Source organism: Aeromonas sp. QDB34 (assembly GCF_027705405.1).
GTDB classification, from domain to species: Bacteria; Pseudomonadota; Gammaproteobacteria; order Enterobacterales; family Aeromonadaceae; genus Aeromonas; species Aeromonas hydrophila.
This window is the reverse complement of sequence record NZ_JAPDBT010000042.1, coordinates 1-9,078: the sequence shown is the minus strand read 5'-3', so window position 1 is coordinate 9,078 and position 9,078 is coordinate 1. Positions and strand designations below refer to the sequence as shown.

The window sequence follows — 9,078 nt, the reverse complement described above, 5'->3', positions numbered from 1 at the left end:
AGGGTACCACCAATCAGCAGTTGGCCACCTCTCGCCATTCATCCATGAGTGTCGCACTTATTATCTGAATTCCCGGGTAAAGAAAATCGCCCCAGCCTCCCTTCCCCATTCATTACCGTATGAAGGTAACAAACAAGCAGGAAGAAAGGAGGCACAAAGCCCCCTAAATCCCATCACTCGGCTTGGAAAGCAGCTGAGCGTAAAGTAACCGGGAGAGGTTAAGCAGGCTCACACCTTACCAGTTGCGTACCCGCAACATGCCTTCGGTCAACTCGTTAAAGCCAGTAATAGAAGGCACCAGTTGACTCAACACGCGATTCCAGCGCGTCACCGGCGCCGTGGTGACATAGACCACATCGTAAGGTTGCAAAGCAAATTCGGTACCCATCACCAGCGCGGTAGCATCACTCAGGTCAAGCTGATAAATAGCGGCTTTCTGTTGGGCTTTCGCCGCTGGACGCAATACGAAGATGCCGGTTGCATTGGCGGCATTCTGGTTGAGGCCCTCGGCACTGCTCAGTGCTTCGGTCAGGCTCATCCCCTCACGACCAATGGTCAGGGTAGATGCCTTGTTGACCTCCCCCATAACAAAAACCTTCTGGGCATCGTTACGCGGCACATAGAGCATGTCGCCGTCGCGCATCAGCTGATTGTGAGAGAGATCCCCATACTGCAGCAGATCCTGCATGGAGAGCGGGAACTCCTTGCCCTGACGGGTCAACACCACATGATGCCAATCGGCGGTCGAGGTCAGACCGCCAGCCAGATTGAAGGCATCGAGCAGGGTCATCGGCACATTGGTGATGGGCTGGGCGCCCGGCTTAGTCACCTCACCTGAGATATAAACCTTCTGGGAGCGGAAAGCAGCAATGCTCACATCCACCTGCGGGCTCTCGATATACTGGGCCAGACGCTTGGCGATATCGGTACGGATCTCCGCGACAGTTTTACCCACCACTACCACCTTGCCGATATAGGGGTAGAAGATAGTGCCATCGGCGTGTACCCAGTTGCCCGCTTCGCTGGCACTGCGGTAAGAACCGGCCGGGATAGTCAACTCGGGGTGATCCCACACGGTGACATTGAGGATGTCACCCACACCAATCCGGTACTCATAGCTGCTGATCTGGCTATTGAGCTCGGGGTTAGCCTTGCCCACCACCGGCGCCTTGCGCAATTGGCTGACCAGCGCGGGGGTGACCGGATAGATGTCTGCCAGCTGATCAACATCAACGGAGCCTGTAGCTACCTCGATTTTGCCACTGGTGGAAAGATTGGTACCGGGCACCACAGTACATGCACTGAGCAGAGCCACGGCCGACAACAGAGGAATGAGCTGAATCCTTTTCACTACCACACCTTATTAAGCTTGCCATCAAGAACTGAACGGAAAAATCGCCATATGATAGCGGAAAACACGGAAAATTCTGAGATAAATTTGCGGATAAAATCACAGCCACTATTGAGATGATCAAGATGTGTTGACCGGCACAGTGAGTTGAACATATGCCCATCTTTAACATCCTATTTCAGCGGTCAATTACACCTTTCATTCACTTACCAAGAAACCTGACAGGGTGCGGTTCTACCGCTTATGCAATTCATAATGTTATATGGTTTTATATTTTATTGTTCATTATTGTAACATGCGGTTCCCCTACAGAGGGGAACCGCTATCGACATACTAGTCACTACCAAACAGATCTCGGGTATAAACCTTGTCCATCACATCAAACAGCTCTTCAACCATACGGTTGGCTAAAATCACATCACAACTCTCTTTGAACTCGACAATATCTGAAAGCACGCGGGAACGGAAAAATTCTGGCTCGCTCAAGGTCGGCTCATAAATAACAACTTCAATGCCTTTCGCCTTGATGCGCTTCATTACTCCTTGAATGGCGGAAGCACGGAAATTATCAGACCCCGCCTTCATGACCAGACGGTACACGCCAACACGTTGTGGATTTTTACGGATCACCGAATCAGCAACAAAATCTTTACGCGTGGTATTGGAGTCAACAATCGCTCGGATCAGATTGTTTGGAACATTATTGTAATTTGCCAACAGCTGTTTGGTATCTTTCGGCAAACAATAACCACCATAGCCAAAGGACGGGTTGTTATAGTGTTCACCAATACGTGGATCTAACCCGACACCATCGATGATTTGGCGTGAGTCCAAGCCATGACTCTGGGCATAAGTATCGAGTTCGTTAAAAAAGGCAACTCTCATTGCCAAATAAGTATTGGCAAATAGTTTAATAGCCTCAGCTTCCGTACTATCAGTCAGCAAGGTTGGAATATTCTGCTTGATAGCACCTTCTTGTAGCAGGTTGGCAAAAACCTGCGCGCGCTCGGAACGCTCACCCACCACGATACGAGATGGGTGCAGGTTGTCGTAAAGAGCACGCCCTTCACGCAAGAACTCCGGCGAAAAAATCAGATTGTCACAGCCCAGTTCTTCACGCAATCTGGCGGTAAACCCGACCGGAATGGTGGATTTAATCACCATTGTGGCATCTGGATTTATCGCCATGACATCCTTGATCACCGACTCCACCGTACTGGTATTAAAGTAGTTGGTCTCTGGATCATAATCTGTAGGCGTGGCAATGATAACGAAATCAGCGCCTTGATAAGCCTCTTCTTTATTCAAAGTCGCACGCAGATTTAAGTCGCGACTGGCCAGATAACGTTCAATTTCTTTATCAACGATGGGGGATTTCCATTCATTGATCATCTCGACCTTGCTGGCAATCACATCGACGGCAACCACCTCATGGTGTTGTGCCAGCAAGACCGCATTGGAAAGACCTACATATCCCGTACCTACAATTGCAAGTTTCATACTTACTGCTCTTCTCGATAAAAATAGTTATTTACCACTACCTTCTAAATACTGCATGCCATGCATAATGCACAAAATAATAAAAAGCTATGGCAGTAGGAATTTTTTCTATCCCTCTATATATTTGCCATTGACGTAAAGCCTTTCTCAACTTATTTCTAGATATTGAACCGGGTGTTATTCTATACTTTGTCAATGGGATCGGTAAAAGATACGCTTTTGTACCATTTTTCAATAACTTTAGCCAAGTAGCGTAATCCTGCCCAGTTCTAATCAAGGGCATGCTCAAGTCAGGAAAGGCTTCTCTTCTCAATAAGACTGTTGAGCAACCAAGAGTAGCATTTTTTTTTAAAAGACCTTTATAATCAAATATATACTGTTCTTGCTTGTCAATTATTTTATTTAATGGAAGACCATTCTTGTCGATCAATTCATATGCAGTAAATGAAAAATCAATATCTTCTTTCATAAAGGATAGTTGAACTTTCAATTTATCACCCAACCATAGATCATCACTATCAATATACGCGATATATATACCACTAGCTTTACTGACAGATAAATTTCTCGAAGCAGCTGCTCCAGAGTTGGTTTCATTTCTAAAAACCTTAATGCGACAATCATTGGCAGACAACTTCAGTAAAATTTCGTATGTCTTATCAGTGGAACAGTCATCTGTAACCAACCACTCCCAATTACAAAGTGTTTGATTGCGTATTGATTCGTATGTTTCTAATATATAGTCTTGAGAATTAAATGTAGCTGTTATTATAGACACTAATGGTGCATTCATGCACAATGCTCTCCTAAATTAATTAAATTTAATCACTATTAGTTACATCTTTATATCTTTTTAATTCTTCAATTGAACCATGCTGGAAATAAAAATATCGGTCTTCAAATTTAATTGGTCTATTTCTTCCGAACCCAAATGGTAACACATCAAAACTCGGCCAATATCGCAATATTCGACCAATACCTCTCAACTTGAAGATGAATTCAGGGAGAATTGATAATATGGAACTTGTTGCAATCGCAAATTTATTTTCAGGTGCAATTTTATTGCATGTACTATTAAACAAGCTCATTCTTTTCATAAATGGTATAAAACCGTCTTTTCTTATAATAAAGAATGACTGTTGAGTCGCATAAGGAGTCCCCTGGCCAGAACCGAACATATAAGGTCTTTTCATTTTAGATATGGCATATTCAACAATATTATCCCCCTTAATCAACGCATCTTGCTCGACATAGACACAATAGTCAGCATCACACAAAAATGCATAGTATATACCCATTAAATGAGCTCTTGTAACACCACACATTTTTCCGCTATGATTAGTTGAATGACCATAATTTTTATCAAGTGATATAATCTCAATGCGGGGATCATCCTCTAGCGATGGCATTATTGGTGATGCCGAATCAACTAATAAAATTTTTTCAGGATTTGTATATTTATTTATACAGTCAAACCAACTGTTATGAAAACCTTTCCCTCTAATCTCATCATCCCCAATATATGATGCTCGTTTATCTGTTTTCGAACCTTCATCACACCACCAACCAGAATATACTATGTATTTCATTTTTCCATTTCCACCAAATCAATGATTTTACCAATAGATGATTCTTTACTATACTTTTGAGATATTACGTCTCTTAAAAATTTTAGCTTAGAAAGATTTTTTTTATTGTTGAAGTTGTCTATATGATTAGATAGCTCTAATATGGCTATATCCTCATCAAAGCTTGGGTCTTCGAAATCATATATGTCATGTAAGCTTGTGAAAGCACTCATAATCTCACTTGGTCCATACTTACATTTTGAAAAGAAAACATCGCATCCTGAGTATAATGCTTCAATTATAACTAAGCCAAATCCTTCCACATATGAAGGAACAATTAGGCAATCGGCTGCATTTAACAGATGACTCACGTCATCTCTGGCCCCCAAAAAATTCACATACTCATCAATACCTAATGCTTGTGAAGTTGCCTCGAGATGTTTTCTTTCTGGACCATCGCCAACGATCCAGAATAACTTACCATCAAGAAGATTTTTTTCCTTCGACAAGGCAATAGCTTTCAAAAGCAGCTCACACCCTTTTATTTTAACTAATCGCCCAACAAAGCAGAACAATACATTTGAGTTTTCTACCTCTGGACAAAGATCTGAATACTCTGGTATTGAAAAATAATTCTCAATTATAGATGTGTTGTGTATCCCATATAAATCTCGTAACTCCTTACCAACTCCAGCAGAAACGCAGAAAACAGCAGACTTGGTTTTTTTTATCAATAGCATGCTCAAACGAATAAAAAACCTATTTACTAAACTTCTTTTTTTGTAAGCCACAGAGGGCACTGTATGGATTGAAGCTATTACTTTCCAATGACCAAACCTTGAAAGAACTAGGTTTATAAAATTAGCCCTTTCCATATATGAAATAATGACATCAGGTTTAATGATTGAAATTGAACGCCAGCAAAAGCTCATCTCTTGAAATAACCCAGAACAACGACCCGCAACAAGATCAACTGATGGAGATACATTTTGTTTAATTACATGCCCACGAGGCACAAGTAAAGTAACATCATACCCGGCCGAAGACATATCATTAGCGTTCATGACCGCAGTCTTTTCGCCCCCACCAATACTCAGTTCTGGAATTAAAAACAATATCTTTTTCTTCATTGAAAATGCTCTAACTCAATGGATTTAAATACATCAACCCTACCTTCTCTGGAGGGAAAGAATAAAATGAAAACAAAATGTACATAATTAAAATTACCAAACCGATGTAGAGACGCGGTCGAGATAATAAATATAATGTTCTATATGATAAGTAGATAGTAAAGATAAATGCACTAGCCAAATAAAAACGATAACTAAACACGTTACCAATTGAGAATACATATACAAGAACAGACATTATATATATTTTTGCCCAAAAAAATGACCGTTGACAATTGGATTTGTCAAAAATAAAAAGAACAAAAAACAAAAAATATTGCACTATTATTTCCAACAATACTTTTGATGTTTGCATTAGATAGGTTGAATTCTCTCCGTTAAAATCAACAACATCTGAAATGAAATAGCGTAGTGGCCTTGAATATTCATAAGGAATTATTGGTTGAATAATCTCTATTATTACTTCCCGTATTAGTATCTTTATATAGAAAAATTCCCCAAAATACCCTACGAGTAAGGATACTAAACAAAAAACTGAAGTATAATATAATGTTTTTCTAGTAAATATGTTTAGGACTAAAGCAATCCATATTGGTATGAATATAATACTTGAGCTATGGAATAACATCGCTATAAACAATGCTATCATAGAAAATAAAATTTTACGATTGAACAAAAGATAAAAACTAACTAGTATTAATGGTATGCTTATTCCATTTCTATAAACTCCACTCCATGTCAGTAATGGAAATGAAGTGCTAAACATCGAGATATATGCTAAAAGTCGATTTCCACTTATTGCATAAATGACTATAAACTGAAAAAAGATACCGGTGTATGTAAGTAATCTCACATAAAACAAACCATCATCGCTAATTAAATGCGCAGTAGTCGTATATAATTCGAACAGTGGTTCTAAGGGATAATAATCACCAATCGAATTAAAACGTGTATAGTATTCTAGGATATCCCCGCCAAGAACGGGCTTTATATAAAGATATAAACAAACAAAAAATAAATGAATTAGCAATACGCTCGCACACAATTCCTTTTGAACCTGCTTCTGCCACACATAAAAAAAAGAAAGCACAACAAATGGAAGTAAGAGAGCAAGTAAACTATAAATTGATGAAATATATAGCACGTCTAAAGCACCTTACAGTCATTTTTTAAAATTATTGAACCACGATAAGCAACTAGTGTTATAACTTGTATAAAGCTAGATATAACCGCAGCAAAAACCAAATTATCTTTCATCGCAGAAATACATATAAACATAGAGATAAATACAGCATTTGACATCAATATAGCCATGGAGTTCTTTGTGTATTTATGCTTGGCAATCAGCATGAAGTTTAAAATGCTAAAACTCAAAGAAAAAGCCTCAATCGAGATCAAACATACAAAAAGCACCTCTGTATTAAGATAATTAGAGATTCTAATACTATCAAAGAATGATAATTTAAGAGTAAAAATAGCCACATACAAAAATATGCTTAAAATCAAACAGACAGAGAGTGTTATAATTATAGTTCTAAACATTATTTTTTTTTGTGACTCTGAATCACTTTTAACTATTTCAGGAAACAGCACCTGATTCAATGGTGAGACTACACGTCCTAATATTGAGATATATTTTTTAACTAGTTTATATAAACCTAAAGATTCACTTCCAAAATAATACTGGACTATATATGTATCTAACGTCGAGACAGGGAGATCAAAAATCGTTGAGAGGTTTAACTTAAAACCGTTAATTATTATATCTCGACTATGATGTCTTATAAAGCAAATGTAATTCCCAGCCATTTTTATAGAAAAAAAGTTCATCAAAAAATAGTAGCATGCTTCAGTAGCTACATATATATATATGACCTTAACTAATGTGAGGCTATCATACAAACTTAATCCGTATGTCAGTGCAAGCCTAGTCACAGCAAGTAGAACATTCAAGCTTGATAATACACCATATCTCTCAGCATTTCTTAGTGCAACATATGCTGAATCATAATTTCTGAAAAGGATGAGCGATATATATATTAAGCAATACATAGCATCATCAATAGAGATCCATTTATTAAAATATAGAAGACCTAACGCAGCTAATGATGATATAAATGCTAAAATATTTATTACATTATTAATGCCAAAGAGTAAACGCAATGAATCAAGATCATTGATTTTGCTAGAAATATAATGTTGCCAGCCTCTGATGTTAAATATCTGTTCAACAAGTGTGTAGCTGGTTTGGCATATAATGAATACTCCGAATCCGCTGAGCCCTATTTTGTTTGAGATGAATGATAAATTCACTAATGCAACAAATGATGCAAAGGCATTTCCACTCAATAACTTAACAAAACTTTTAAAAACGTTTCTATTCATATGTTCATCTTAAAATTTCACGTAGTTTGATTGCATTGTGTATAGAGGTGCTTTCAATTAAATAATCAGTAAAATAATCTATAACTTAGTGGATGTATTCATCATTTCTTAGTAATTATGGCGCTCATCTTTATCACGAAACACGCCTGATCAATTAATTCACAAAATAACACTATGAAAACTATATAATATTCAGGTTATTATATTTTCTAACCATTTAATTTTTTAGCATTATTTATTTTTCTACAATGACTTCTATGCTCAGCGGATTATATAATTGCCAAAATAATATCACCACTACAATGCTAACGTATCTATCTCTGTATATATCGACTAAAACGAAAATTCTATCTTACTCAAGGAACTAAATGGGTGCTCTTTTATCTACTAGACATTAGCTCAAAAAGATCATATTCAAGGCCGCATTATCTCCCCAAATATATTAATCAGTAGAGTTTTCCCTTATGCCGAAGAATAATGGTCTACATGAAATATTGCGCACTCGAGAGTGCCGAGAACTCGCCTCAAAAAATTAGAGGATGAAAGCTACCATATCAAGAAAATGTATGCCTATGAACATCTCATGGTTCATAATTATCGTCAAGCAGCAGCAACATTGTGAGGTCAGAAGCTGGTAGCAAAGCGACGAGTCACTATATGGTCCAGATGACACTCTTAAGTTGATCGACAGATAGTCGACCCAAGTTTTGGGGCCCCCTTCCAATGGTATCACTCATTTTAAAAGCATCCATATGGATGCTCTGTAGATGACTTTTTATAACTGAACACCGCGAAAGGTGAACACTTTTATAAAATAAAAGTCCAGCTCAGTTGATAAATTAGTACAGTAAACCTACTACGATTCACTTAAATAAAGTCGTTGATCATCAGTGATCATGACACGGTGTTGGAAGAGCCGCAATAAATTACATTATTTACCCGAGATCAAAAAACGGATTTTTAATTTAAAACTAGTAACAATCCAGTATGGCACTACATAGCTATATGCAAAACAGCATTTTTAAAATACTACATCAGAACTTCTACTATTAGACATCCATGAAAGACGGGAATTCAGATAATAAGTGCGACACTCATGGATGAATGGCGAGAGGTGGCCAACTGCTGATTGGTGGTACCCTTC

At 38.2% G+C, this 9,078-nt stretch carries 7 protein-coding genes; all 7 read right to left on the bottom strand.

The annotated features are described in order from the left end of the window. Positions 1-235: 235 nt before the first annotated feature. Positions 236-1,351: a polysaccharide export protein gene (locus tag OKC29_RS22645; protein ID WP_270669794.1), complete on the bottom strand. Its 1,116-nt coding sequence runs from the start codon at positions 1,349-1,351 to the stop codon at positions 236-238. A 333-nt stretch (positions 1,352-1,684) separates the two neighbouring features. After that, entirely contained in the window at positions 1,685-2,851 is a 1,167-nt protein-coding gene (locus OKC29_RS22640) for a nucleotide sugar dehydrogenase (RefSeq protein ID WP_270669793.1), read from the bottom strand. A 37-nt stretch (positions 2,852-2,888) separates the two neighbouring features. Continuing rightward, positions 2,889-3,644 (bottom strand): glycosyltransferase family 2 protein, encoded by a 756-nt coding sequence (locus tag OKC29_RS22635; RefSeq protein WP_270669792.1) that lies wholly within the window; start codon positions 3,642-3,644, stop codon positions 2,889-2,891. Between the two features lie 28 nt (positions 3,645-3,672). Then, the gene (locus tag OKC29_RS22630) at positions 3,673-4,440 is read right to left on the bottom strand and encodes a hypothetical protein (protein WP_270669790.1); all 768 of its coding nucleotides are present in this window, start codon (positions 4,438-4,440) and stop codon (positions 3,673-3,675) included. After that, positions 4,437-5,549: a glycosyltransferase gene (locus OKC29_RS22625; RefSeq protein WP_270669788.1), complete on the bottom strand. Its 1,113-nt coding sequence runs from the start codon at positions 5,547-5,549 to the stop codon at positions 4,437-4,439. The genes OKC29_RS22630 and OKC29_RS22625 overlap by 4 nt, the downstream gene beginning before the upstream one ends. 10 nt (positions 5,550-5,559) lie before the next feature. Then, positions 5,560-6,621: an EpsG family protein gene (locus tag OKC29_RS23100; protein ID WP_442866087.1), complete on the bottom strand. Its 1,062-nt coding sequence runs from the start codon at positions 6,619-6,621 to the stop codon at positions 5,560-5,562. Between the two features lie 74 nt (positions 6,622-6,695). Continuing rightward, positions 6,696-7,934: a lipopolysaccharide biosynthesis protein gene (locus OKC29_RS22620; protein WP_270669787.1), complete on the bottom strand. Its 1,239-nt coding sequence runs from the start codon at positions 7,932-7,934 to the stop codon at positions 6,696-6,698. Between the last annotated feature and the right edge of the window lie 1,144 nt (positions 7,935-9,078).

What these genes read in the sequence shown, in the direction of transcription:
- OKC29_RS22640 (WP_270669793.1), bottom strand. Translation starts at nt 2,851, where the DNA reads ATGAAACTTGCAATTGTAGGTACGGGATATGTAGGTCTTTCCAATGCG.
- OKC29_RS22625 (WP_270669788.1), bottom strand. Translation starts at nt 5,549, where the DNA reads ATGAAGAAAAAGATATTGTTTTTAATTCCAGAACTGAGTATTGGTGGG.
- OKC29_RS22635 (WP_270669792.1), bottom strand. Translation starts at nt 3,644, where the DNA reads ATGAATGCACCATTAGTGTCTATAATAACAGCTACATTTAATTCTCAA.
- OKC29_RS22630 (WP_270669790.1), bottom strand. Translation starts at nt 4,440, where the DNA reads ATGAAATACATAGTATATTCTGGTTGGTGGTGTGATGAAGGTTCGAAA.
- OKC29_RS22620 (WP_270669787.1), bottom strand. Translation starts at nt 7,934, where the DNA reads ATGAATAGAAACGTTTTTAAAAGTTTTGTTAAGTTATTGAGTGGAAAT.